Raw genomic sequence first — 25,289 nt, 5'->3', positions numbered from 1 at the left:
GTCCCCTGTCCGCATCCTCCAACCCCCCGCCGCCCCGTCCGCGCCCGTCGTTGTCGGCTCGCGACAGGTTCGGCCCGTCGACCCACCCCCTTCCGTGCGCCCCGGCCCCCTGCGGGCGTCCGCAAAGGGGTGGCTCGAACGGAAGGGGGTGGGTCGACGTCAGGAGGCGGCGATGACGGCGAGCACGCCGTCGCCGTAGGCCTCGCGCTTCTTCGCACCGATGCCGGTGATGCCGTCGAGGTCGGCGTGCGACGTGGGACGATGCTCCGCGAGAGCACGGAGCGTGGCATCACCGAAGACGATGTACGCCGGGACGCCCTGTTCCCTGGCGGTCTCGGCCCGCCAGGCCCGCAGCGCCTCGAACAGCTCCCGGTCTCCGGCGTCGAGGGCGTCGGCGGCACTCGCCTTCCGGGCGCGGGACGGCGAGGACGGGCGTCCGATCGTGTCTTTCCGGAGCGGCACCGCGGTCTCGCCGCGCAGCACCCCGGCCGCCGCCTCCCCCGGCGCGAGCGTGCCGTAGTCGCCCTGCGCGACGAGGATGCCCCGGGCGAGGAGCTGGCGCACCACGCTCCGCCAGTCCTGGTCGGAGAGGTCGGCGCCGATGCCGTAGGTCGCGAGGGCGTCGTGCCGCTGCTGGCGGATGCGCTCGGTCGAGGCACCGCGGAGGATGTCGATGAGGTGGCCCGCGCCGAAGGCCTGATTCCGCTCGCGCTTGAGGCGCACGATGGTGGACAGCAGCTTCTGCGCGGGGACGAGCCCGTCGAAGGTCGCCGTGTCGTCGAGGCACGTGTCGCAGTTGCCGCAGGGCTGCGAGTCCTGACCGAAGTACCCGAGGAGGTTCTGCCGGCGGCACTCCACCGTCTCGCACAGCGCCAGCATCGCGTCGAGGTGCTGCCCCATGCGCATCTTGAACGTGCGGTCGCCGGGACTCTGATCGATCAGACGGCGCTGCTGAACGACGTCGCCGAGCCCGTACGCCATCCACGCCACGGACGGCTCGCCGTCGCGGCCGGCGCGGCCGGTCTCCTGGTAGTACCCCTCGACCGACTTCGGCAGGTCGATGTGGGCGACGAAGCGCACGTCGGGCTTGTCGATGCCCATGCCGAACGCGATCGTCGCCACCATCACCACGCCGTCCTCGCGGAGGAAGCGCGACTGGTTCGCCGCCCGCACCTCGGCGGGCAGGCCCGCGTGGTACGGCAACGCGTCGAGACCCTGCGCGGCGAGATAGGTCGCCGTCTGCTCGACGGACTTCCGGCTGAGCGCGTAGACGATGCCCGCCGCGCCCTCCGGCTGCGACCGGATGAACTGCACGAGCTGCTTGCGCGGGTCGACCTTCGGGACGATCCGGTACTGGATGTTGGGGCGGTCGAAGCTCGCGACGAAGTGCGTCGCCGCGTCGAGGTGCAGACGCTCGGTGAGCTCCTGGTGCGTGGCCCGCGTCGCGGTCGCGGTCAGGGCCATGCGCGGGACGCCGGGGAACCGCTCGCCGAGGTCGCCGAGCGCGAGGTAGTCGGGCCGGAAGTCGTGACCCCACTGCGACACGCAGTGGGCCTCGTCGATGGCGATGACACTGAGCGTGCCGCGCTGCAAGAGGGAGGTCGTCTGCGCGCCCGACAGCCGCTCCGGGGCGACGTAGAGGAGGTCGAGCTCCCCGGCGACATAGGCGCGCTCGACCTCGCGGCGCTCCTCGATGGACTGGGTGGAGTTGAGGTACGCGGCCTTCACGCCGTTGGCGCGCAGCGCGTCGACCTGGTCGTGCATGAGCGCGATGAGCGGGCTGATGACCAGTCCGGTGCCCTCGCGGACGAGTGCCGGCACCTGGTACGTGATGCTCTTGCCGCCGCCGGTGGGCATCAGGACGACGGCGTCGCCGCCGCCGATGACCTGCTCGACGATGGCCGCCTGGTCGCCGCGGAAGTCGTCGTAGCCGAACACGGTGTGCAATGCCTCGCGGGCCGTCGGGTACCGGCTCGGCGTGGCGCGGCGGACAGCCGGCGCAGCGGTCACCGCGGTCGTCGGACCCGGGCCCCAGTCGAGCGGCGGCTCGAAGCCGGCGCCCTGCGGCTCCCAGTCCATGGGCTCCGGCGGCTCGGTCGGCTCCCATCCGTCGTCCCAGGGCTGGTCGGATGCCGCGTCCGGCTCGGGGATCCATCCGGCATACGGATCACGGGGAGTCTGCGGCATCCCTCCAGCGTAATCACCCCGGCGGACAGCGGCACGGCGACGTCCACAGGCCCGCACCCTCGATCCCGGGCGTAGGTTGGTTCCAGACGCCGGAAGGAGCATCCGATGACCGACATCACCGTGACCCGCAACGACGAGGCCTCCCGCTACGAGATCCGTTCCGATGACGTGCTGGCCGGGTTCGCCGAGTTCGACACCCGCCCCGGCGCGATCCGGTTCCTGCACACCGAGATCGACCCGGCTTTCCAGGGCCAGGGCCTGGCCGGGAAGCTCGCCGCGGCGGCACTGACCGACGTGGCGTCGACGGGCGACGCGATCGTGCCGCTGTGCCCGTACATCGCGAAGTACCTCCAGACGCACGAGGTGCCCGGCGCCGAGATCCGCTGGCCGCAGCGTCCGGGCTCGACGGCGGACGCCCCGGTGCAGGAGGAGTCGGCCGGCGCGGACGAGGACCCCACGGGCAGGGCGGAATGATCGGGCAGCGCCGCCTCGTCCTCGAACCCCGGGCGGTGCCGCTCGGCGGCGTGCGCGGCATGGAGGTGCTCCGGGTGCTGCCGCATCGCAACCTCCCCACCATCGGCGCGTGGTGCTTCCTCGACCGGTTCGGCCCGGCCGAGACCCGGATGCGCGTCGAGCCGCACCCGCACATCGGTCTGCAGACGGTGACCTGGCCGCTCGTCGGGGAGATCCGGCACCGCGATTCGCTGGGCAGCGACGCCGACCTCCGACGCGGACAGCTCAACCTCATGACCGCCGGCAACGGCATCTCGCATTCGGAGTACTCCGTCGGTGACGGCCCCGTCCCGCTCGACGCGCTGCAGTTCTGGGTCGTTCTCCCGGAGTCCGCGCGCCACGGCGACGGCGGCTTCGAGCGGCACACCGATCTGCCGACGACGACGCTGCCGTCCGCGACCGGATCGGACGCCACGGCCACGGTCGTGCTCGGCGAGTTCGCGGGCGTGCACTCGCCGGCGACCGTGCACACACCGATCGTCGGGGCGGAGATCGTCGTGCCGGCTGGAACCGCCGTGCGCCTGCCGCTGCGGCCCGAGTGGGAGCACGCGCTGCTCCTCGTCGAGGGCGACGCCGCCGTCCCAGAGCACGCGATGACCCGCAACGACATGCTCTATCTCGGTGATTCCCGCGACGGCGTCGAGGTGACGAGCAGTGAGGGCGGCTTGCTGTTCCTCCTCGGGGGTGAGCCGTTCGAGGACGAGATCGTCATGTGGTGGAACTTCGCCGGGCGCTCCCACGACGAGATCGTCGCCGCCCGCGAGGACTGGGAGGCCGCGTCCCCCCGGTTCGGCGTCGTCGAGGGGCACGACCAGCGCATCCCCGCGCCGCCGCTCCCTCCGGTGCGCCTGATGCCGCGCAGCCGCACCCTCTGACCCCCTCCCGCTGAGGCACTCCCGCTGATTCAGGCACTCCCGCCAACACAGGCACTCTTGGTGCTCCCTGCCTGTTCTCGCGCCGCTGCCTGCCCCCGCGCGGGAGCCCCCTGACCCCACCACACCGACCCTCCCCGCTCTTCAGGCACTCGCGCGGGCTCAGGCTCGATTGGCTTTCACCTGCCTGAACCCGCGTGATCGCCTGTTCCAGGAAGCAGAAGCAGACTCAAGCGCGGTCGGGGGTGTGCACGCGCGCGAGGAAGCGGTCCGTGCGGGGTGAGGGTCCGCGGGGGTCGAGCAGCGACACGGCGACCGTGACCCCGGTCGCCAGCGGGATCGTCCAGGCGGCGGGCTGCGCGAGGTAGGGCGCCGCGACGCCGACCCCGTCCACGGCGGCGTGCACGAGCAGGGCGAGGCCGGTCGCGAGACCGCCGCACACCATGCCCGCGATCGCCCCACGCGCGGTGAGGCCCCGCCACCACACGCCCAGCAGCACTACGGGCGAGAGCGTCGACGCCGCCACGACGAACACCACCCCCACGCTCGACACGAGCCCCGCGGGAACCGTGAGCAGCGCGACCCCCAGCGGCACGAGCGCGCACAGCACCGCGGACAGCCGGAAGGAGCGCACGGAGCCGGAGAAGACGTCCTGGCTGATGACCCCCGCGAGCGAGACCACGAGTCCGGCCGAGGTCGCCAGGAACGCGGCGAAGGCCCCGGCGACGATGAGGGCCGTCAGCAGCTCGCCGGCCGGCCCGGGGAACACCCGCGACGGGAGCTGCAGCACCACGGTGTCGGCGATCCCGGGCCGCGCGAGGTCCGGGGCAGCGATCCGCGCCAGGAGCCCCATCGCGCTCGACACGGCGTAGAACGCGCTCACCATGGCGATGACGATCACGGTCGTCCGCCGCGCGGAGGCCCCCGTCGGGCTCGTGTAGAACCGCACCAGGACATGCGGCAGACCCATCGTGCCGAGGAGCAGGGCGAGCAGCAGCGACGCGGTCTCGTAGGCGTCGAAGCCCGACGGCCCGGCCTCCGCGGGGAAGACGAGCGCGGGATCGAAATCGTGCGGGCCGCCGCTCAGCGCGAACGCGATGCACACCACCGGCACGAGGAGCGCCGTGAGCTTGAGCCAGTATTGGAATGCCTGCACGAAGGTGATCGCGCGCATCCCGCCCGCGGCGACCGCCGCCGCCACGAGCACCGCGATCGTCACGGCTCCGACCCACTCCGGCAACCCGGCGACCACGACGAGCGTGATGCCCGCGCCGTGCAGCTGCGGCACGATGTAGAGCCAGCCGATGATGAGCACCGCGAGGCTGGTGACCCGGCGCGCGGCCGTCGAGTCGAGCCGGGCCTCGACGAAGTCCGGGATCGTGTACGCCCCGCTGCGGCGCAGGGGCGCGGCGACGAAGACGAGCACGAGCAGATACCCCGCGGCGTATCCGATGGGGAACCAGAACCCGCGGGCGCCGTCCAGCAGCACCAGCCCGGAGAGGCCGAGGAAGGTGCCAGCGGAGAGGTACTCGCCGCTGATGGCCGAGGCGTTCCAGACCGGGCGCACCGTGCGCGACGCCACGAAGAAGTCGCTCGTCGTGCGAGACACCCGCAGCCCGTAGACGCCGATGAGGAGGGTGGCGATCACGACCAGGGCGACCCCGACGAGGTCGAGCACGGCGTTCACTCGCGGTCCCGCAGGGCGCGGTACCGCCGCTCGTTGCGGACCGCCGTGCGCACGTACAGCACCGCGAACACGAGGATCACGGGATAGAACGCGAAGGCCTGGAGGAGCCATGACAGCGGCAGCCCGCCGAGGACGACGGCGTCGATCTCCGGGATGAGCGCGATCCCGAGCGCCAGAGCGACGACGACAACCACGAAGCCGGCGACGGTGCCGAGGGCGAGCCGGAGCTGGCTGCGCATCAGGGCGCGCGCGTAGACGGCATCGGCCTCCGCGACCGGTGATCCGGGCAGCGCGATCCCCCTCGTGGCGGCGGAGGGACGGCGGGGCGGGGTGTCCGCCGTGACCCGCACCCGCTTCGGCGCCTCGGTCATGCCGTCCCCTCGCCCCGCACGAGGGCCTCCCGCACCGCGGGGACGAGCCTCCTGCTCACCGGGAGCACGGCCGCGCCGACGACGACAGCGGGGTCCCCGCCCGACAGCCGCGCCTCAGTCACCGCGGCGATCCGGACGAGCGTGGAACGGTGGATGCGGAGGAACCCCGCGGGCGCCCACCGGGTCTCGAGCTCGGAGAGGGGGACGCGCACGAGGTGGCCGGGGCCGTCGTCCTCGGTGTGCAGGCGCGCGTAGTCGCCCTGCGCCTGCACCCAGCGCACGTCGCTGCGGCGGACGAATCGCACGGACGCGCCCACGGTCACCGGCAGCACCTCGTCCTCGCTACGCGGGGTGGCCTCCTGCGCGACCACCCTGTCCACGGCGCTCCGCAGCCGTTCCCGCCGGACCGGCTTGAGGAGGTAGTCCGCGGCGCGCAGCTCGAACGCCTCGACCGCGCGGGCCTCGTCAGCGGTGACGAACACGACGGCCGGCGGCTCCGCGAGACCGAGGAGCGCGCGGGCGAGCTCGGTGCCGAGCAGGCCGGGCATGTGGATGTCGAGGAAGGCGATCCGCACCGCACGCGCGGAGAGCTGACGCAGCGCGTCGGCGCCGTTTGCCGCGGTGAGGATCTCGCCGATGCGGGGGTCGGCACGCAGCAGGTGCACGAGCTCGTCGAGGGCCGGCTGCTCGTCGTCGGCGACGAGGACGTCGATCATGCCGCTCCTCAGTCGTCGTCCGGGTCGTGGAGGGGCTGCGATTTCGGGACTCGCATGCGCACCAGGGTACCCGCGCCGGCGTTGGTCTCGACGACCAGTCCGCCCCCGCTTCCATAGACCTGACGGAGCCGGGTGTCGACGTTCCGCAGACCCACGTGACCGCCCTCCTCGCGCGCCGTCAGCAGAACGCGCAGGCCGTCAGGGTCCATGCCCACGCCGTCGTCCTCGACGAGGATCTCGGTGTGCGTGCCGTCGTCGCGGGAGGTGATGCGGATCTCGCCGCCGCCCTCCCCCGGCTCCAGGCCATGCCGCACGGCGTTCTCGACGAGCGGCTGCACCGAGAGGAACGGGATGACCGTCGCGAGCGTCTCCGGTGCGATCTGCAGCGTCACCCGCAGGCGGTCGCCGAATCGCGCGCGCTCCAGTTCGAGGTACGAGTGGATGCTGCCCAGCTCCTCCGCGAGCGTGGTGAACTCCCCCTGGCGACGGAAGGAGTATCGGGTGAAATCGGCGAACTCGAGCACGAGGTCGCGGGCCCGGTCCGGGTCGGTCGTGATGAACGACGCGATCGCGGTGAGGGCGTTGTAGATGAAATGCGGGGAGATCTGCGCGCGCAGAGCCCGGAGCTCTGCCTCCGCGAGCTGGGTGCGGGAGGCCTCGAGTCCGCCGAGCTCGACCTGCGCCGCGCACCAGTCTGCGACCTCCTCCGCCGCCCGCACGAGCGCGGCCCGTACCGGGGACGCGAAGGCGACGACCACCCCGACCGGCACCCCGTCGACGAGGATGGGCGCGCCGACCGCCTCCAGGTCGTCCGTCCGCGACGGGGCGGGGAACACCTGCCGTCGCCCGGACGCGCGCACCTGGGCGGCGATGCGCACGGCGGCGGATTCGAGCCCGTCCGCGGCGCCGTCGAGCGTGACCGTGTCGTCGTCGCCGACGATGGCGACCGCAGCGCTGCCCAGCAGGGCCCGCAGGTGCCGGGCGGCCTTGACGGCATCCGGCCCGGTCAGTCCGCCGCGGAGGTGCGGGGCGGCGAGGCTCGCCTGATGCAGCGCCCGCAGCGCCCCCTGCTCCGCCTCGCTGCCGAGATCGGCAGACCCGCGCGCAAACCGGCGGGCGAGCAGCAGCAGCGCCGTGAGGGCGATGCCGCCGAGCGTGCCGAGGACCGCGGCGAGGACGACGTCGTTCATGCGCTCAGCCTAGGGACGCGCGGGCGGGCTCAGCGACCCGCGCTTCGACATGCTCAGCGACCCACGCTTCGACAGGCTCAGCGACCCACCCTGGGTCCCTGAGCCTGTCGAAGGTCCCTGAGCCTGTCGAAGGGTCAGCAGCAGCGGGCACCGGGATTGCGGTCCTGGTCGTCCATGCGCTGACGCCAGAACTGCCGCTCCGTCAGCGGCTCCTCGCCCGGATGATGCCGACGGTGATGGGCGGCGTACGTGGCGTACGCGGTGTCGCCCATCAGCGTCGTCATGTACCAGCGGATGCCGCGGCCGACCCGGCCGAGGGCGCTCCACAGCGCCCGCAGCGGGGAGGTCGCGGCATCCGTCCGATCCATCGCGTGAGTCATCTCAGTGCCGTGCCGCCGCGCGCTCTTCGGCGAGGATCGGCTCCCACTGCTTCTCCAGCTCGCGCTCCTCCGCGTCGGGGAGGAACCCGGCCGGGGCGAAGCGGCGCGACGGCACGGGCGGGTCCTCGGTGTTCTCGCCGCCGCCGTTGCGGATCGCCTTCGCAGTCGCGATGACGGCCATGACCATGACGATGATCGCGAGCACCACGAAGATGATCGACAGCGTGCCCTGCACCGCGGTGTTGCGGATGACGGCCTGCAGCACCTCCGGTGCGCCGAGCGTGGTGTCACCGGAGTTCAGCGCCTCCAGGTAGCGGAAGTGGTTCGCCCAGTACCCGATCGCCGGCACCGGCGAGAAGATCTTGTAGAGCGAGGCTGTGATGGTGACGACCGCGGTGAAGGCGAGCGGCAGCGCGATGATCCACAGCCACCGGAAGTAGCTGCGACCACGCTTGGCGACGATGGCCAGCACCACGGCGAGCGCGATCGCCGCGAGCAGCTGGTTCGCGATGCCGAACAGCGGGAAGAAGGTGTTGATGCCGCCGAGCGGGTCGGTGACGCCGAGGATGAGGATCGCTCCCCAGCCGGCCACCATGATCGCGGTGCAGATCCACACCCCGGGGCGCCAGGAGACGTCGCGGAACTTCGGGAACCAGGCGCCGATCGAGTCCTGCAACATGAAGCGCGCGACTCGGGTTCCGGCGTCCACCGCTGTGAGGATGAACAGCGCCTCGAACATGATCGCGAAGTGGTACCAGAACGCCATGAGCGCCTGCCCGCCGAGGGCCTGCTGCATGATGTGGGCGAGGCCGAGCGCGAGCGTCGGAGCGCCACCGGTGCGCGAGACGATCGATTCCTCGCCGACCGCCGCAGCCGTGTCCGTGAGCATGTCGGGAGTGAGGTTCACCCCGGTCAGACCGAGCGAGTTCACGAAGGCGACCGCTCCCTCCACGGTGCCCCCGGTCGCGGCGGCGGGGGCATTCATCGCGAAGTAGATGCCCTGGTCGATCGAGATCGCGGCGACGAGGGCCATGATCGCGACGAACGACTCCATGAGCATGCCGCCGTAGCCGATGAACCGGGTCTGCCGCTCCTTCTCCACGAGCTTCGGTGTGGTGCCCGACGCGATCAGCGCGTGGAATCCGGACAACGCGCCGCACGCGATCGTCACGAACAGGAAGGGGAAGAGCGGACCCGCGAACACCGGTCCCATGCCGTTCTCGCCGAAGATGCTGACCGCGGGGACCGAGATCTCCGGCCGCACGAGGATGATCGCGCCGGCGAGCATGACGATGACGCCGATCTTCATGAACGTGGAGAGGTAGTCGCGGGGTGCGAGCAGCAGCCAGACCGGCAGCACCGCGGCGATGAACCCGTAGATGATGATGCCCCACGCGATCGTGGTGCGGTCGAGGTGGAAGATCGCCTGGCCCCACTCGGTGCCGGCGACCCAGCCGCCGCCGATGATCGCGGCCATCAGCAGCACGAAGCCGATGATCGAGACCTCGGTCACCTTGCCGGGACGCAGGTAGCGCAGGTACACGCCCATGAAGAGGGCGATCGGGATGGTCATCGCGACGGAGAAGACGCCCCACGGGCTCTCGCCGAGCGCGTTGACGACGACGAGCGCGAGGATCGCCACGATGATGAGCATGATGAGCAGCGAGGCGATGATCGCCGCAGTGCCGCCGATCTTGCCGAGCTCCTGCCGCGCCATCTGGCCGATGGTCCGACCGCCGCGACGCATCGAGAAGAAGAGCACCGTGTAGTCCTGAACGGCCCCCGCGAGCACGACGCCCACGATGATCCAGATGGTGCCGGGAAGGTAGCCCATCTGTGCCGCGAGCACGGGGCCGACGAGCGGGCCGGCGCCGGCGATGGCGGCGAAGTGGTGGCCGTAGAGCACCCGGCGGTCGGTGGGGACGTAGTCCTTGCCGTCCTGCTTCACCTCCGCGGGCGTGGCGCGGCGGTCGTCGGGGCGGGTGATGTACCGCTCGATGACCTTGGAGTAGAAGCGGTAGCCGATCAGGTAGGTGCACACGGCGGCGAACACGAACCAGATCGCGTTCACGGTCTCACCGCGCACGATGGCGAGCATCACCCAGGCGACGCCGCCGAGGAGGGCGATGGCCGTCCACAGCAGGATCTTCGGCAGGGTCCAGCGGCGGCTCTTGGCCTCGTGCTCCGCGGAGAGGGCGACGGGTGGGAGGTTCGGGTCGGTCTCGATGACGGGGTCGTCGTCGACGAGCCCGGTGCCGTCGCGGCGGCGCGACGAAGGTGCGGTCATGGGGTTCTCCTCTGGGGGCGCATCATTGCGTCTCCCCACGGTAGGGAGTGCGTCCCGCCGTCGCACCCGGATCCGGGCACGCTGCGACGAGCGGCGGCGGCCATGCGACGAACGGATGCCCGGCAGTCCCCGCTCCGACCGGATGCACGACCCGGAGACGACGGCACGGCCGCCCGACGGATTCCGTCGTGCGGCCGTGCCTGAGTCGTGCAGACGATCCCGGATCACCCGGGGGCGTCGGTCTCCGGGGGCGGGGTCGGCTCCGGGGTCGGCTCCGGCGCGGGAGTCGGATCCGGGGTCGGCGACGGATCCGGAGTCGGTGTCGGCTTCGGAGCGGGGGTCGGCGTCGGCGCGACCTCCGCGGGCGTCGTGACCGTCACCACGGTGCGCACGGCCGAGTCCCCGTACTGGACGAGCCCGAGGTAGCGGGTCCCGGCGGTCAGACCGGTCCAGCTCAGCTCGTAGCTCGTCTCCTGCCCGCGGACCGCGGCGATCGGGTTCGGCGTCGCGGTGAACGAGCCCTCCCCGTCCGGGAGCACGTTGGCGTAGGTCATGTCCCACGTCATCGGCCCGGTGGTGGAGTACACGTTCGCCACGACCAGGTAGGTGCCCGCAGTCGGCGTGGGGATCGTGACCTGCTCGTCGGCCGAGCCCGTGGCCGACTGCCAGTGCTCGTAGTAGCGCAGGTCGTCGGGGCTCACCACCCGGTAGACGGTGAGGTCCAGGTCACTGCCCTCGTCGTCGGACGAGTCGAGGTCGAACCGGGAGAGCGTGGCGCCCTCCGGCACGTCGACGATCCAGGACACGTCCTTGTTCGCGTCCCCCGACTTCTCGTTCCCCGAGTGCCCCTCGACCGGGTTGTCCGGGTCGCTGAGCAGCTGGAACGGGGTGAGGCCCGAGACGCCCAGTGCCAGATCGCCGTCGAGACCGGGGATGATGTCCACCGTCGTGCTGCCGTCGACGCCGCTGCCGGTGACCTCGGCCGGGGCATCCGCTGTGACCGGGAACACCGCGATCGGCGAGCGCACCGTGTTCTTCTTGCTCGTCCAGGTGAGGGAGCCGGTGGCCCACTGCTCGACCGGAGCGGTGGTGCTGTCGAACGTGACCGTGAACGTCTTCGTCTGTCCCGGCTTGTCGAAGGCGAGCTGAGAGGGAGTGACGGTGACCTTCACGCCCGGGACCGACGCCTTCGCGGTGAACACGCCCTTCTCGGTCGAGGTGACCGAGCGGGTGACGGTCTGCGCGCTGGCCAGGGAGCCGATGGAGATCGATGCCTGGTTCAGGTCGCTGCCGTCGATGGGGTCGATGCCGGGGAAGTCCGACAGCCCCTTCCCGTCGAGGAAGGCCGCCCAGTCCTTGAAGCCGTTGAGGTACAGCAGGCCCGGGTTCAGGTAGCGCTTCGCGTCGATCTGCCCCGCACCCTGCTCGAAGGGGTCCGTGTTCTTCGAGCCGTCGGGCAGCACCGTGTCGTACGCGGTGGTCATCATGGCCGAACGGATCTCCGCCGGAGTCGCTCTCGGGTGCTCCCCGAGGTACAGCGCCCCGAGGCCCGCGATGTGCGGGGAGGCCATCGACGTTCCGGAGAGGATGCCGAAGGTCGGCTCCTCGCCCGGCGCGTTGTGCGTGGCGGCGAGGATCGCGACGCCGGGAGCGGCGATGTCCGGCTTGAGGACGTCGGTGCCGTCGGCCAGGACCGGCCCACGGCTCGAGAATCCGGCGATCTGCGGGGTCGGGGTGGTCACCCCGGTGGTGTTCTCACCGACGAGGGTGATCGGCCGATCGACACCGCCCTGCACGTAGGCGAGCACGGCTGCGCGGTGCACGGCGTTCAGGTGCACCGTCGGCACCGCGTGGAAGTCGTTGTCCAGCGAGTCCGCGCCACCGGGCACGTTCACCAGCACCATGCCGATGCCTCCGGCGTCCTTCACGACCTGGGACTTCTCCGCGCGCGCGTTGCCGCCGCGGTCGCAGACCACGATGTGCCCCGCGACCTTCGTCGGGTCGAGGGTGCCCGGCAGGCACAGCTGCGCATCCACCGCACCGGGCGCCGCGACATCCACGGCGGCGATGGAGGGCCCGGAGACGCTCTCCCCGAACGGCACGCTCACCGACGCCCCGGCCTCCTCGAAGCCGTCGAACTGCACGGTGCCTTCCCACGTGGGGATGGTGGACGCGGCGACCGTCGTGTACCACGGCGAGGCGTGGTCGGCGGTGACCGGATCGGGACCGTCGTTGCCGGCGCTGGTCGCGACGAAGACGCCGGCGGCCGCGGCGTTGAGGAACGCGAGGTCCTCCGGGGCCATCACGGTGCTCGCGGCGCCGCCGCCGATCGAGTAGTTGATCACGTCGACACCGTCGGCGACGGCCTGATCGATCGCGGCGACGAGGTCGCTCAGCGCGCAGATGTCATCGGTGGTCACGGTCGTGTCCGGACCGACGTAGCAGGCCTTGTACGCGGCGACCTTCGCTGCGGGCGCGACGCCCGAGATGGTCCCGAAGTCGACGCCCTCGACCGCGGCCTCCACTCCGAAGTCGCCCGCGGCGGTGCTCGCGGTGTGCGAGCCGTGGCCATCGCCGTCGCGTGGGGAGAGGTAGTCGTACTGGAAGTCGAACCCGGCGGCCTGCGCTCCCGCGAAGAAGTACTGCCCGCCGATGAGCTTCGTGGAGTAGTCGCGCTCGTCCCAGTCCTGGCCGTCGACCATCGCGCCGCGGAACTGTCCGCCGTCGGACTTGTCGAAGTACACGTAGGTGCCGTCGGTATAGGGATCCGTGCCCTTGTGGCGGCTGTTCTGCTTCTTCTGCTGCTTGAGCTTCTTGCCCTCGAACGAGGGGTGCTCGGGAGCGATGCCGGTGTCGATCACGCCGACCACGACACCCTCGCCCGCCTTCTTCACGCCTCCGGTCTGCTGCCACACCCCGCCACGGCCCTTGCGGTCGTCGCCGAGGCCGAGGTAGTCCGTGGAGGTCTGCGCATCGGGATGACGGATCTCGTCGGGATACACCCCCAGGACGTCCTTCGAGGCACGGAGCTGGTCCACCTGCTCACCCGAGAGGTCGGCGCTGAACCCGTTGAGCACGACCTGGTAGGTCGTGTCCGGCGTGACGCCGACGTCGTTGATGAGGCTCTTCTGCTCGGACTCGAGGTGCTTGACGTACCGCCGCGCGTCCTGCGACTGCGTCTCGAGCTGCTCGCCCTCGTCGGGCTTCGTCGCCTTGAGTCCCTTGACGTCGCCTTCGTAGCTGGCGAGGGGATCGGCCTTCATGATCACGATGTAGTGCCCGGGGGTCCCCGCGACCGGAACGGGGTGCGTCACCTCCCCGGTCGCTGCGTAGCCTGCGGTTGCCGTCGATGCGATGAACAGCGTCGCCAGGGTGGTGGCTGCTGCGATCCGAAGGGGTGTTCGACCCATATCTCGCTCCTGATGATCCGATGATCCCGATGCCGCCTCGTTGCCGCACCGCGGCTCACGATAGACCCGCTCCTCGGCGCCGGATCGAGAACTGAACGATGGTCGAATCCCGATCGCGCCGATCGGTCAGGGTGGACGACGGCCGGCTCTCCGAATGTCGCCAGTAGGCTGGAGACGTGGCCCGTACCTCCGTCCTGTCGACCAGAGTGCTGCTGATCTGCGCAGCGATCGGTGTGGCCACGGGCATCCTCGGCGGCATCGCCGGATGGGTCACTCCCCTCCTCCTGGCCAGCCCGCTGCTGTTCCTCTACGGCCTCGTGCTGGGCTCGCACGTGCTGCCGGGCATCATCGCGCAGGAGGTGCTGCGGCTGCCGCTCGTGGCACTCATCACGCACGTGTTCGCCGCGCTCATCGCGAGCGCCTTCAACCCGGCGTGGTCGTTGCGGTTCATCGGCACGGCGCTGCTGTTCGGCCTCATCCAGGAAGGTGTCGCCGCCCTCACCCGCTATCGCTCCTGGGGCGCCTGGCGGTTCTTCATCTCGGCGGTCGTGATCGGCGTCGTCGTGGCGGTGGCGGTGTTCTTCGCGGCGAACCTCGCCGTCCTGCCGCTCTGGGCCCAGCTGCTGTACCTGACGATCTCCGTGCTCGGCCCGGTGGCCTGGACGGCGATCGGCCTCGCCATTGGTTCGGCGCTGCGCACCGCCGGCGTCGCACGCCGCTGATCGCGCACGTGCCCTGCTGGCAACACAGGTAAGGCTCAGCTAAGTTAGAGGCACACCCTCCGTCGAACCCGGGACCTGCCGTGCGCCCATCCGCGCCTCTCCTCCGCGTGCGCGAGCTCACCCTCACCCACGCGGATGCCGCGCATCCGTCGCCCCGTGACGTGACCTTCGACATCGACCCCGGTGAGGTCGTGCTGCTGCTCGGCCCGTCCGGCTCCGGGAAGTCGACGCTCACGCTCGCCCTCAACGGCCTCATTCCGCACGCGCTCCCCGCGACCATGTCCGGCTCCGTCGAGGCCGGCGGTGTCGACACGACCACCGCGCACACCGCGACGCTCAGCACGCACGTCGCCATGGTCTTCCAGGACCCTGACGCCCAGATCGTCACGGGGACGGTGTACGACGAGGTGGCTTTCGGCCCCGAGAACCTCCTGCTCCCGCTCGGCACCGTGCGGGCCCGCGTCGAGGATGCGCTGCGGCGGGTGGGCCTGTGGGAGCGCCGGGACGACAACCCGGACCACCTGTCCGGCGGCGGCCGACAGCGTCTCGCCATCGCCTGCGCCCTCGCGATGGGCTCCCCTCTCATCGTGCTGGACGAGCCGACCGCGAACCTCGACCCGCAGGGGATCGACGACGTGTATGCGGCGCTGACCGAGGTCGTGGCCGCCGGCGACCGGGCGATCCTCCTCGTCGAGCACAACCTCGATGCGGCGATGCGCTTCGTCACGCGCACCGTCGTGCTCGACCGCGAGGGCCGGGTGGTCTTCGACGGTCCGGCCGCCGAGACCATCCGGGCGCATGCCGACGAGCTCGTGGCGATGGGGGTCTGGCTGCCCGCCGCGACGCTCGCTGCGCTCCGCCTCCGCGACCGGGGGATCGTCCTCGACCCGCTGCCGCTGACGCCCGAGGCACTGGCCGCGGCCCTGCCTGCCGGTCCGGCCCGCGCGTCCTCGATCCTCGCCGACGCTCCTCCCGCCGTCGACCGGGAGCCGATCATCCGGGCGCGCGGCCTCATCGTCTCGCGGCGCCGCACCGAGATCCTGCACGGGGTCGACCTCGACATCGCCGCGGGGAGTCTCACCGCGATCGTCGGGGCGAACGGCGCGGGCAAGACCACGCTGATCCAGGCCCTCGCGGGGGTCGTGCCGCCGCCGAAGGGCCGGGTCTCCGTCGACGGCATCGACCCGGGCACCGCCTCCCCCCGGGATCTCGCGGCCCGGATCGGCTTCGTGTTCCAGAACCCGGAGCACCAGTTCATCGCCGCCACCGTGTTCGACGAGCTCGCCCACGGGCTCCGGCTGCGCCATGTGCCGGACGCCGAGGTCAGCGCTCGCGTGACGGAGATGCTCGAGCGGTTCGGGCTCACGCACAAGGCCGACGTGCACCCGTTCCTCCTCTCCGGCGGCGAGAAGCGACGACTCTCGGTGGGCACGGCCCTCATCACCCGTCCACCCGTCCTCGCCCTCGACGAGCCCACCTTCGGGCAGGACCGCGCCAGGGCCGCCGAGCTCCTGGACCTGCTGGAGAGTCTCCGGGCGGACGGCACGACCGTCGTCATCGTCACCCACGATCTGCAGCTCGTCGCGGAGCACGCCACCGACACGGTCGTCCTCGCCGACGGGCGGGTCCGGGCCGCGGGCCCCACGGCGGCACTGTTCTCCGATCCCGCGATCCTCCCCTCCGCCGGGTTGCGCGTCCCCGCCCTGCAGCGGGTGCTCGCCGAGGCCGGGTGGGAGGTGACACCGTGACGATGTCCACGCTCGATCCGTATGCGCCGCTCGTGGCCACCTCGCGGCGGCAGTTCCTCTACGGCCTCAATCCGTTGGCGAAGGTCGCCGGCTTCGCCCCCGCGATGCTGCTCCTCGTCTTCGTGCGCGACCTGGCCACCCCGGCCGCCTTCCTCGTGCTCGCGTACGTCCTCATCCTCGTCGGGGCGCGGGTGACGGGCCGCCTCCTCGCGCTGCTCCTGCTCGGTCTGCCCGCGGGCATGCTCGCGATCGGCGTCGGCTTCTCGCTGTGGGTCGACGCGGCCCTGGTCGCCGACACAGCCCCCGTCGTGACGATCGGCGACTGGACCCTCTACGGAGGCGCCCTCCTCATCGGCTTCGCCACGGCGCTCCGGCTCGGATCGATCGTCGCGCTCGCGCTGGTCGGCGGCCTCACCACCAGCGGCTCCGATCTCGTGCGTGCGAGCGTGCAGCAGCTGCGCGTGCCGTACCGCATCGGGTACACGGCCCTGGCCGCCTTCCGCTTCGTGCCCCGGTTCGGGCACGAGCTCGCCGTCATCCGCGCCGCGCACCGGGTGCGCGGTTACCACGGCGGCCGCGGCCCCTTCGCGCGGATCGCCCGCGGCTGGGGGTACATCGTCCCGCTGCTCGCGGGCGCCATCCGGCATGCGGAGCGCGTCGCCCTCGCGATGGACTCCCGAGCGTTCGGCGCGCATCCGACGCGGACCGAGCGGCACCTCGTGGCGTTCCGCACGAGGGACACCGTCTTCACCGTGGTCATGCTCGCCGTGTCGACCGCGATCTTCGTCGTCTTCTTCCCCTGGCAGCTCCCCTGAAAGGTGCCCCATGGCATTCAGCAAGATGGTCAAGCCGGAGACGGCCGAGCTCCTGCACCTCACCGTGCTCCGCACCGAACGGCTCGCGCCGCACTGGGTGCGGGTGACCCTGGGCGGCGGCGAGATCGACCGCTTCCGCCCGATGGGCTACGACCAGTGGTTCCGGCTGTTCCTGCCGATCGGCGGCGAGGCGGGGCTGGAGCGGGTGCCCGCGAAGGCGAACCGGATGTTCGGGTACCTGAAGTTCCTCCGCATCCCCGACGGCGAGCGCCCCGTGATGCGCAACTACACCGTGCGCGCCTACCGCCCGGCCACGGCCGAGACCGGCGCCGAGCTCGATGTCGACTTCGTCCTCCACGGCTCCGCGGCCGACGGCACCGCCGGTCCGGCGTCCCGCTGGGCGGAGACGTGCGTCCCCGGCGAGCACGTCCTCATCATCGACGAGGGCCTGACATTCAACCCCGAGCGGGGCACCGATCGGGTGGTGCTCGTCGGTGACGAGACCGCGCTCCCCGCGATCGCGTCGATCAGCGCCTCCCTGCCGACCGACGCCTCGGGCACGGCGATCATCGAGGTCCCGTCCGCGGAGGACGCCCTGGAGTTCGCGCACCCGTCGGGGCTCGAGGTGGTGTGGGTCGTGCGGCCTCAGGAGATTCCGCCCGGGGCCCTCGCTCTGGACACCCTCGCTCGTACCACTCTGCCCGCCGCGCCGTTCCATGCCTACGCGGCGGGAGAGCAGGCGCTGGCCTCCGGCATCCGCAAGCAGCTCGTCGGCGAGCGCGGCGTCGACAGGAACGCCGTCAGCTTCTGCGGCTACTGGAAGATCGGCGCCGCCTCCCCCGCCTCGAAGGCCGCCCGCGAGGCCGCCACGGAGCCCCGCACGTAATCCCGGGGCACAGCTTCGGAGCTAAGACACGACACGCCGGGGCGGACGATGCCGCCCCGGCGTGTCGATGGGGATCTCCGAAGCTGTGCCCGGGGACGTCAGCGCTTGCCGGCGATCTGACGCCCGACGATCTCGCGCATGATCTCGTTCGTGCCGCCGTAGATGCGGTGCACACGCGCGTCGAGGAAGGCCCGGGCGATGGGGTACTCGGTGATGTAGCCGTAGCCGCCGTGGAGCTGGACCCCGGCGTCGAGGACCTCCCACTCACGCTCGGTCGCCCAGAACTTGACCTTCGCGGCCTCTTCCGCCGAGAGCCTGCCGTCCTTGTAGGCCAGCAGCGCGCGGTCGATGAAGGCCCACAGCGCGTCGACCGTGGCGGACATGTCGGCGATGGTGAAGCGGCTGTTCTGGAAGTCGATGATGCGCTCCCCGAAGGCCTCGCGGTCCTTGGTGTACGCGACGGTCCAGTCGAACGCGGCCTGCGCGGCGGCGGCTCCGGCCACGCCGATCGAGAGGCGCTCGAGCGGCAGGTTCATCATGAGCTGGATGAAGCCCTTGCCCTCGACGCCGCCGATGAGGTTCTCCTCCGGCACGAACACGTCGCTGAACGACAGCTCGGCGGTGTCATGGCCGTGGAAGCCCATCTTGGACAGCTTCTTGCCGTTGTCGAATCCCTCCATGCCCTTCTCGATGAGCACGAGGCTGAACGCGTCGGGACGGTTGCCCTCGCCGGTCTTCACGAACGTGACGACGAGGTCGGCGGTCGCGCCCGATGAGATGAACGTCTTCGCGCCGTTGACGATGTAGCCGCCGTCCGTCTTCTTCGCCGTGGTCTTGATGCCGCGGAGGTCGGAGCCGGCGCCGGGCTCGGTCATGGCGAGCGCGCCGACGACCTCACCGGTGGCCATGCGGGGCAGCCACTTCTCCTTCTGCTCCTGCGTGCCCATGTGCACGAGGTACGGCACGGCCAGGTCGTCCTGGATGCCGAAGGCCCCGGCGAGCGATCCCGCTCCGGCCGCGATGACCTCTTCGTTCACGATCGCGCGGAAGCGGTAGTCCTGCAGCATTCCGGCGCCGCCGAACTCCTCCGGCACGGAGAGCCCGATGATGCCGGCCTCACCCGCGGCGCGCATCGTGGCGCGGTCCACCTCGCCGGCGGCGTCCCACTTCTCGATCGCCTCGTGCGTGACGTGGCGCTTGACGAAATCCTTGACGAGGTCGCGGAATGCCTCGTGATCCTCTTCGTAGATGTCGCGTTCCATGCCGTCCTCCCGAACGTGTCGTGCGTCGTTGCTCCGGCGAGTCTACGGCGGGAACACGGGGCAGGACAGGCGATTGTGAGAATGCATCCCATCGTGGGTGGGACTGGGTATCGCCTTTGTGGAATGCCTCAGTGCGAGCGGATCACACCCCTGCCCCGCCGACTCAGTGGTCGTAATCGGGCGCCGCCGGGAGCCCGAAGAACTCCTCCAGCGTGTGATAGCCGCCTTCGTGATACGCCGCCGCGAGCTCCGTGCCGACGTAGCGCAGGTGCCAGGGCTCCGGGGCGTACCCGGTGACGGGCGTGCCGACCTGTTCGTAGCGCACGATGAATCCGTACTCCCAGGCGTGCGCCGCCACCCACTCGCTCTGACGCGTCGCGCCGAAGCCGTCCAGACCGCCGCAGCCGTCATCACAGGCCACGACGTCGAGGGCGAGACCGGTCTGATGCTCGCTGTGACCCGGTCGCGCCGAGCCGGCATCCGCGTCCGCCTGCCCCTGGTCCCGCACGTGCGCACCGTATGTCGCGACCTGGAGGCCGTAGGAACGGTAGCCGTTGTTCGCGCCAATGCGTCCGACCCCGGCCGCCCCGGCGGCGTCCGCCATGCGCCCGGCGGCGTCGGCGACCTCCGCGCGCACCCGGCCCGACGGGGTCGTCATCTGCAGCGGCACCTGGCTCAGTCCTTCGGGTTCGTAGGCGGCGGGTTCGAGCGGACGCCCCTTGTTGACCACGACCCAGATCCGGGCGGGATCGCTGAGCGAGACACAGGGTGCATTACCGGCGATCACCGCCTCACGGAAGCGCGCTCCACCGCCGAACCCCGCGACGGTGGCGGCGTCGTCCCCGGCCGCGATCGCAGCCTGCACCACGGGGTCGGCGCAGGGGTCCGCCGCAGGGGTCGCCGTGTTCTGCACGGTCGGTACCTGCATCACCGCGACGGGGCGCGGGAGCGGTGGGGATGCCACGGGGGTCGCGGCCGCCCCGGTGAGCGAGAGCACCACGCCGATCGCGGTCACCGCCAGCCCGACCGGCAGGGCGGGTCCGAAGATCGGGGAGCGCGGCGCCGCATGCTGAGCGTACGGCGAGGAGGGCATGCCCCCATTCTTCCATTCGAACATCAGTGCCACACTCACTTGACTTCGATTCGATTCTTTGTTCGACTGGGAGGATGCGGTGGCAGGGACAGAAACTCGCGGACAGCGACGAGGCGGCATTGCCGGGCCTCGAGAACCGTTCGAGCGTCCTCCGCACGGTGACCACACCGGAGTTCGCCGGCATGACGTTCCACGAGGTGCTGTCGAAGTCAGCGCTCAACCACGTCCCCGGGGCGTCGCGCATGCCCTTCGCCTGGACCATCAACCCCTATCGCGGCTGCTCCCACGCCTGCACCTACTGCTTCGCCCGAGGCACGCACGAGTACCTCGACTTGGACGGCGGCGCCGACTTCGACACCCAGATCGTCGTCAAGGTCAATGTCGTCGAGGTGCTCGAGCGGGAGCTGCGCCGCGGGAGCTGGCAGCACGAGACGGTCGCCCTCGGTACGAACACCGACCCGTACCAGCGGGCCGAGGGGCGCTACGGCCTCATGCCCGGCATCATCGAGGCGCTGGCCGCGTCCGGCACCCCGATGTCGATCCTGACGAAGGGCACGCTGATCCGTCGGGACATCCCGCTGCTGAAGAAGGCGGCGCAGCGTGTGCCGGTCGACGTACAGATGTCGATCGCGATGTACGACGACGCGCTGCAGAAGGCGATCGAGCCGGGCGCCCCGACCACGCAAGCCCGCCTCGACACGGTGCGCGCGCTCGCCGACGCCGGCTTCCCCGTCACGGTGTTCCTCATGCCGATCATGCCGCATCTGACCGACTCCCTTCCCGCGATCGACGACGCCCTCCGCCGCATCAAGGCCGCCGGAGCGCGGAGCGTGATCTACGGGGCCCTGCATCTGCGTCCGGGGGTCAAGCCGTGGTTCTTCCAGTGGCTCGGTGAGAACCGTCCCGATCTCGTGTCGTCGTATCGCGGGCTGTATCCCGGGGCGTCCGTCGAGGCACCGAAGCCGTACCGGCAGTGGCTCGCCAAGCGCGCTCGCCCCCTCATCCGGATGCACGGGCTCGACGGCCGGCACGAAGACGACTATCCGCGGCGCGGGTCCCGCCCGGGCCAAGGGCATGTCCAGACGGAGACGCCGCCGGCCGGGCCGGTCATGTTCACGCCGAGCGGCCGCGCGGCCGCCGCCCCGCCGCAGCCGATGCTGTTCTGACCCGGTCGGCCGGAGGGCGCGGCTCCGCGTAGGCTCGAGGATCATGGCGATCGGTTCGACAGTCCACACGTTCGAGATGCAGCTCGCCGACACCGATCGCGGGGTCTACGAAGACGTTTCGCTCCGGGCCGCCCGGCATCCGTCCGAGACCGACGCGTACATGCTCACCCGGGTCCTCGCCTACGGGCTCGAGTTCGCGGAGGGCATCGCGTTCGGCGGCAGCGTCTCCGACACGGAGGAGCCCGCGGTGCTCGTGCGCGACCTCACGGGACGCGTGACCGTGTGGATCGAGGTGGGCGCTCCCGATGCCGCGCGGCTGCATCACGCCTCCCGCCTCGCAGACCGGACGGTGGTCTACACACACCGCGATCCGGCCAAGGTCATGGCGCCGTGGACCGACAAGCGCATCCATCGTTCCGAGGACATCCGGGTGTACAGCTTCGACCCCGGCTTCATCGAGAGCGCCACGCCCCACCTCGCCCGCCGGAACTCCCTGACCCTCACGGTCACCGAGCGCGTCCTCTACCTCGACCTCAACGGCACGTCCCTGACGACCACCCTCCACGAGCACACCCTCCCCTGACACCCCGGCTTCCCGCGCACCCGCCCGGCGCCGAGTGCGAAAAGGCCCCGGAGACCGAAGTCTCCGGGGCTTTTCTGATCCCGAACGCGTCAGGAGGTGAGTTCCGCGGCGGACGGCACGCGCCCCGCGATCTCCTCGATCACGTCGTCGTCCACGCGCGCCTGCTCGAACGGCGCCTCGATCTCGGCGCGACCGAGCAGCTCGGTCATCCGACGCTGGCGCTGCCGCGTGATGAGCGTGACGACCCGGCCCGAGCGCCCCGCGCGACCGGTGCGACCCGAGCGGTGCAGGTACGTCTTGTACTCGTCCGGGGCGTCGGCCTGGACTACGAGGTCGATGTCGTCGACGTGGATGCCGCGCGCGGCCACATCGGTGGCCACGAGGACGTTTACCCGGCCCGAGGTCAGCTTCTCCAGGTTCCGCGTGCGCTTGGCCTGGTTGAGGTCGCCGTGCAGCGAGACCGCGGGGATGCCCGCGTCGTCGAACTGGTCGGCCAGCATGTCGGCGTAGGCACGGGTGCGGGCGAAGACCAGGGTCTTGCCCTCGCGGTCGACGAGCGAGGTGAGGATGTCGGCCTTGTCACGGTGCTCGATGACGAGCACCCGGTGCTCGATCGTGCTGGAGCCCTGGTCTTCGCCCGCGACCTCGAACACGGCGGGGTCGACGAGGAACTCGTCCACGAGCGCCGCGACCTCGCGGTCGAGCGTCGCGGAGAACAGGAGCTTCTGGCTGCCCTCGGCCGTGCGGCGGAGGATGCGCTGGACGGGCTCGACGAACCCGAGCTCGCACATGTGGTCGGCTTCGTCGAGCACCGCGATCCGGCAGTCCGACAGGTCGAGCTTGCCCTGGTTCATCAGGTCCTCGACGCGGCCGGGGGTGCCGATGACGATGTCGACGCCCTTCTTCAGCGCGCCCACCTGACGACCCTGCGGCACACCGCCGTAGATCTGCGTCGTGAACAGGCCCACGCTCCGGGCGATCGGCTGGATGGTCCGGTCGATCTGCAGCGCGAGCTCGCGCGTCGGGGCGAGGATGATCGCGCGCGGCGAGCGGCCGAACTCGCGACGCTTGCCCGCCTGCGACTTCAGCACCCGCTCGACGAGCGGCGCGCCGAAGGCGATGGTCTTGCCGGAGCCCGTGCGGCCGCGGGCGAGCACGTCGCGCCCCTCGAGGACGGCGGGGATGCTCGCCGCCTGGATCGGGAACGGCGTCGCGGCCCCCATGCCGTTCAGGGTCTCGGTGATGTTCGAGCCGAGGCCGAGATCGGCGAACGTGATGCCCTCGACCTCGACGGCCTGCACGGCCTGCGCCTCGAGGCGCTCGTGGACGACGTCGTCGGCCTGCTCGAACGCCGCCTTCGGCTTCGCGTTCCAGTCGTTGCGGGTCGGACGCTCGTCCCGGCGGGGGCGCTCGTCCCGACGCGGACGCTCGGTACGGTAGGCCCCGCCGGTCGACGGCCGCTCGCGCCCGCCCTCGAAGGAGCGCTGCGTGCGGTCGCGGTCGAAGGCGCGGCGGGCACGGGCGGCGTCGTAGGAGCGGTCGGCCCCCTGGTCGTTGCCGCGGGCGCGGTCGCCGCCGCGGTCATCGCGCCGCGGACGGTCGTCGCGGTCGAAGCGCGGACGCTCGTTCCGGCGGTCGTCGAAGCGCGGGCGTCCCCCGTCGCGGTGGTCGCCGTCGCGGAAGCCCTGTCGCTGCGAGCCGCCGCGGTCGTCGCGCCGCGGGCGGTCGTCGAAGCGGCCGGCACCTGCGCGGTCGTTGTACCGCGGACGCTCGGAGCGGTCGTCGAACCGGCCGGCACCTGCGCGGTCGTCGCGGCGGTGCGGGGCCTCGCGGCGTCCGGACTCCGCACGATTACGGATGCCGCGGGCCTCGTCGCGGCCGGCGCGCTCCTGAGAGCTCCACCGACGCTTCGGTGCACCGGACTCGGTCTCCTCCGGGCGATAGCCGCGGTGGCCGGGACTGCGGCTGCCGGGGCGGCGGTCGTACCCGCCGGTCGCCCGGGAGTCGCGGTCCTCGCGAGCGGGACGCTCGTCGCGGGCCGTGTCGCGACCACCGGTCGGACGGTGGCGGTCGTGGAACGAGGTCTTCTTGGCGCCGTAGCGCGGCTCGAAGTTCGCGGCGGCGCGACCGCCACGGGGCTTCTTGTTCTTGGGCATTCGGGTGTCCTTCTTGCGTTCTCGCACGAGAACAGCGCTGCGCGCACGCGCGAGCACTCCGATCCAGCGGAGTCCGGACGATCTGCGGCCGGGGCCATTCCTGTGATGGTTGATTCGCGTCGATCGACGCGCACCATCGGCCCCTGGACTCACACTTCACACACTGAAAAACGTCCGCGCCCTGCGCGGGTGTCCGAAGCCGACCGCCCCAGTCTACCCGGCGACCCTGGGAGACCCCCGCACTCCGGCGGCCTGCGGCACTACGATGTCGAGGTGAACTCCGTCTCTCCCACCGGCACCCAGGTCCACCTCCGCCTCGGCGACGTGACCGCGCAGATCGCCCAGGTCGGCGCCTCGCTCCGCGGCCTGCGCATCGGCGAGGTCGACCTCGTCTCGCCCTACCCGCTCGACGTCCCGACGCCGTCATGCTCAGGAGTCGTGCTGACGCCGTGGCCCAACCGGGTGCGGGACGGCCGCTGGGACGACGAGGGCACCGTCCGTCAGCTCGCGATCAGCGAGCCGAAGACCACCACCGCCAGCCACGGGCTCCTGCGCTACACCGCCTACGCGGTCGAGCAGACGGAGGGAGCCGCGACCCTGCGCGCGACCGTCTTCCCGCAGACCGGCTACCCGTACCTGATCGAGACGTCCGTCGCCTACGTCCTCACCGCGGACGGCATCGAGGTCACGCACACGCTCACCAACTGGTCCGACTCGGCGGCTCCGGTCGCGCTCGGCACGCACCCGTTCCCGACGATCGGCGACGTCGACCCGCACGACCTCGTCCTCCGCGTCCCGGCCCACACCGTGTTCGAGACGGACGACCGCATGCTTCCGACCGGCACCCGTCCCGCCGACCCCGACCTGCGCGAGGGCATCCGTGTCGGCGACGTCTCGCTCGACACGGGGTTCACGGACCTCGTGCGCGACCCGGACGGCCGGGTGCGGCACACCCTCACGGCGCCCGACGGCCGGACCGTCACGCTCTGGCAGGGCGAGGGCTTCGACTTCGTGCAGGTGTACACCGCGACGAACTACCCCGGCACCCCGCTCGCCATCGCGATCGAGCCGATGACCGCTCCGGCGGACGCGTTCAACAGCGGACTCGGCGTGCGCCGTCTGGCTTCTGGCGAGACCTGGACGCTGGAGTGGGGCCTCTCCTTCGCCTGACCGCGGTTCACAACTCAGGAGAACACACGCGGAAAGGCCCCGATCCTCGTCTCACCGACGGAATCGGGGCCTTTC

At 71.3% G+C, this 25,289-nt stretch carries 20 protein-coding genes; 9 read left to right on the top strand and 11 right to left on the bottom strand.

Going from position 1 to position 25,289, the window contains the following annotated elements; translation table 11 throughout:
- Positions 1 to 159: 159 nt before the first annotated feature.
- Positions 160 to 2,187 carry a DNA helicase RecQ gene (gene recQ / locus RI211_RS02135; protein WP_315638087.1) on the bottom strand — a complete coding sequence of 676 codons (2,028 nt, stop codon included), beginning with the start codon at positions 2,185 to 2,187 and terminating at the stop codon, positions 160 to 162.
- Positions 2,188 to 2,292: 105 nt separating this feature from the next.
- Here recQ and RI211_RS02130 point away from each other — a divergent pair, with 105 nt between their 5' ends.
- Together RI211_RS02130 and RI211_RS02125 are read left to right on the top strand one after the other, a co-directional pair.
- On the top strand, positions 2,293 to 2,661 hold the full coding sequence (locus RI211_RS02130; RefSeq protein WP_315638086.1) for a GNAT family N-acetyltransferase: 369 nt from the start codon (positions 2,293 to 2,295) through the stop codon (positions 2,659 to 2,661).
- Positions 2,658 to 3,575 carry a pirin family protein gene (locus RI211_RS02125; RefSeq protein WP_315638085.1) on the top strand — a complete coding sequence of 306 codons (918 nt, stop codon included), beginning with the start codon at positions 2,658 to 2,660 and terminating at the stop codon, positions 3,573 to 3,575. The genes RI211_RS02130 and RI211_RS02125 overlap by 4 nt, the downstream gene beginning before the upstream one ends.
- A 226-nt stretch (positions 3,576 to 3,801) precedes the next feature.
- Here the strand turns inward: RI211_RS02125 and RI211_RS02120 are convergent, their stop codons facing one another.
- The 7 genes from RI211_RS02120 to RI211_RS02090 form a co-directional block, all read right to left on the bottom strand.
- Positions 3,802 to 5,259: a sodium/solute symporter gene (locus RI211_RS02120; protein WP_315638084.1), complete on the bottom strand. Its 1,458-nt coding sequence runs from the start codon at positions 5,257 to 5,259 to the stop codon at positions 3,802 to 3,804.
- Positions 5,256 to 5,630, bottom strand: coding sequence for a heavy metal transporter (locus RI211_RS02115; protein WP_259952789.1), 375 nt, complete (start codon positions 5,628 to 5,630; stop codon positions 5,256 to 5,258). The genes RI211_RS02120 and RI211_RS02115 overlap by 4 nt, the downstream gene beginning before the upstream one ends.
- Positions 5,627 to 6,346, bottom strand: coding sequence for a LytR/AlgR family response regulator transcription factor (locus tag RI211_RS02110; RefSeq protein ID WP_315638083.1), 720 nt, complete (start codon positions 6,344 to 6,346; stop codon positions 5,627 to 5,629). Before RI211_RS02110 ends, RI211_RS02115 begins: the two co-directional genes overlap by 4 nt.
- Before the next feature lie 8 nt (positions 6,347 to 6,354).
- Entirely contained in the window at positions 6,355 to 7,536 is a 1,182-nt protein-coding gene (locus RI211_RS02105; protein WP_315638082.1) for a sensor histidine kinase, read from the bottom strand.
- A 134-nt stretch (positions 7,537 to 7,670) separates the two neighbouring features.
- The gene (locus RI211_RS02100; protein ID WP_315638081.1) at positions 7,671 to 7,904 is read right to left on the bottom strand and encodes a YbdD/YjiX family protein; all 234 of its coding nucleotides are present in this window, start codon (positions 7,902 to 7,904) and stop codon (positions 7,671 to 7,673) included.
- Positions 7,905 to 7,917: 13 nt separating this feature from the next.
- Positions 7,918 to 10,203, bottom strand: a complete 2,286-nt coding sequence (locus tag RI211_RS02095) for a carbon starvation CstA family protein (RefSeq protein ID WP_315638080.1) — start codon at positions 10,201 to 10,203, stop codon at positions 7,918 to 7,920.
- A 224-nt stretch (positions 10,204 to 10,427) separates the two neighbouring features.
- Positions 10,428 to 13,613 (bottom strand): S8 family peptidase, encoded by a 3,186-nt coding sequence (locus RI211_RS02090; protein WP_315638079.1) that lies wholly within the window; start codon positions 13,611 to 13,613, stop codon positions 10,428 to 10,430.
- Between the two features lie 176 nt (positions 13,614 to 13,789).
- On the opposite strand from RI211_RS02090, the gene RI211_RS02085 reads away from it, so the two are divergent.
- From RI211_RS02085 to RI211_RS02070, 4 genes are all read left to right on the top strand, one after another.
- Entirely contained in the window at positions 13,790 to 14,335 is a 546-nt protein-coding gene (locus RI211_RS02085; RefSeq protein ID WP_315638078.1) for an ECF transporter S component, read from the top strand.
- Between the two features lie 80 nt (positions 14,336 to 14,415).
- Positions 14,416 to 16,083 carry an ABC transporter ATP-binding protein gene (locus RI211_RS02080; protein WP_315638077.1) on the top strand — a complete coding sequence of 556 codons (1,668 nt, stop codon included), beginning with the start codon at positions 14,416 to 14,418 and terminating at the stop codon, positions 16,081 to 16,083.
- 2 nt (positions 16,084 to 16,085) lie between these two features.
- Positions 16,086 to 16,898, top strand: coding sequence for an energy-coupling factor transporter transmembrane component T (locus RI211_RS02075; protein ID WP_315638076.1), 813 nt, complete (start codon positions 16,086 to 16,088; stop codon positions 16,896 to 16,898).
- Positions 16,899 to 16,908: 10 nt separating this feature from the next.
- On the top strand, positions 16,909 to 17,784 hold the full coding sequence (locus tag RI211_RS02070) for a siderophore-interacting protein (protein ID WP_315638075.1): 876 nt from the start codon (positions 16,909 to 16,911) through the stop codon (positions 17,782 to 17,784).
- A gap of 98 nt (positions 17,785 to 17,882) precedes the next feature.
- Here RI211_RS02070 and RI211_RS02065 read toward each other — a convergent pair whose 3' ends face one another.
- Together RI211_RS02065 and RI211_RS02060 are read right to left on the bottom strand one after the other, a co-directional pair.
- Positions 17,883 to 19,046, bottom strand: a complete 1,164-nt coding sequence (locus RI211_RS02065; RefSeq protein ID WP_187663129.1) for an acyl-CoA dehydrogenase family protein — start codon at positions 19,044 to 19,046, stop codon at positions 17,883 to 17,885.
- A 163-nt stretch (positions 19,047 to 19,209) separates the two neighbouring features.
- Positions 19,210 to 20,139 (bottom strand): M15 family metallopeptidase, encoded by a 930-nt coding sequence (locus tag RI211_RS02060; protein WP_315638074.1) that lies wholly within the window; start codon positions 20,137 to 20,139, stop codon positions 19,210 to 19,212.
- 74 nt (positions 20,140 to 20,213) lie between these two features.
- Between RI211_RS02060 and RI211_RS02055 the strand changes: the two genes are divergently transcribed.
- The gene (locus RI211_RS02055; RefSeq protein ID WP_315638073.1) at positions 20,214 to 21,305 is read left to right on the top strand and encodes an Rv2578c family radical SAM protein; all 1,092 of its coding nucleotides are present in this window, start codon (positions 20,214 to 20,216) and stop codon (positions 21,303 to 21,305) included.
- 43 nt (positions 21,306 to 21,348) lie between these two features.
- Positions 21,349 to 21,888, top strand: coding sequence for a YaeQ family protein (locus RI211_RS02050; protein WP_315638072.1), 540 nt, complete (start codon positions 21,349 to 21,351; stop codon positions 21,886 to 21,888).
- Positions 21,889 to 21,977: 89 nt separating this feature from the next.
- Here RI211_RS02050 and RI211_RS02045 read toward each other — a convergent pair whose 3' ends face one another.
- Positions 21,978 to 24,044: a DEAD/DEAH box helicase gene (locus RI211_RS02045; protein ID WP_315638071.1), complete on the bottom strand. Its 2,067-nt coding sequence runs from the start codon at positions 24,042 to 24,044 to the stop codon at positions 21,978 to 21,980.
- 273 nt (positions 24,045 to 24,317) lie between these two features.
- Here RI211_RS02045 and RI211_RS02040 point away from each other — a divergent pair, with 273 nt between their 5' ends.
- The gene (locus RI211_RS02040) at positions 24,318 to 25,214 is read left to right on the top strand and encodes an aldose 1-epimerase family protein (protein WP_315638070.1); all 897 of its coding nucleotides are present in this window, start codon (positions 24,318 to 24,320) and stop codon (positions 25,212 to 25,214) included.
- Positions 25,215 to 25,289 lie beyond the last annotated feature (75 nt).

Origin of the sequence: Microbacterium meiriae, assembly GCF_032364335.1 — a bacterium.
GTDB lineage: Bacteria > Actinomycetota > Actinomycetes > Actinomycetales > Microbacteriaceae > Microbacterium > Microbacterium meiriae.
Note: the sequence above shows the minus strand (reverse complement) of the source record. Positions and strands in the feature narration are given on the sequence as shown.